Origin of the sequence: Bradyrhizobium sp. NBAIM08 (assembly GCF_020193935.1) — a bacterium.
Classification (GTDB): domain Bacteria; phylum Pseudomonadota; class Alphaproteobacteria; order Rhizobiales; family Xanthobacteraceae; genus Bradyrhizobium; species Bradyrhizobium yuanmingense.
Genome location: NZ_JADYVR010000582.1, coordinates 1 through 428 on the forward strand (window position 1 = coordinate 1; position 428 = coordinate 428).

Sequence of the window (428 nt, forward strand, 5' to 3'; positions counted from 1 at the left end):
GCGCAGCCGGCTCGTGGTGGCAGTCGTCGGAGGCCCCAGCGGGTCGAGCGGCACGACGCCGGTCGGCCTGCAGCGTCTCGCCGGCCGCCTGGGCATCGGCGATCTCGTGCGTTTCATCCCCCCGGCCACCCATGCCGAGCTCGTCCACTGGTACCGCGCTGCCTCCGTCACCGTGGTCCCGTCCTACAGCGAATCCTTCGGTCTTGTCGCGGTCGAGTCGCAGGCGTGCGGAACGCCGGTCGTCGCCGCTACCGTCGGCGGGCTCCCGACCGCGGTGCGCGACGGCCAGACGGGTCTGCTGGTGCCCAACCAGGACCCACGCTCGTACGCGGCCGCGCTGGGGTCACTCGTCTCCTCACCCCGCCTGCTGGCAAAGCTCGGCTCGGCGGCCCGCGGGCACGCGGAGGGGTTCGGCTGGCCCGCGACAG

The 428-nt window shown here is 74.1% G+C and carries 1 protein-coding gene; it reads left to right on the top strand.

Going from position 1 to position 428, the window contains the following annotated elements; all coding sequences use genetic code 11:
• On the top strand, positions 1-428 hold a 428-nt coding region (locus I6F37_RS41065), incomplete at both ends, for a glycosyltransferase (protein ID WP_225154530.1).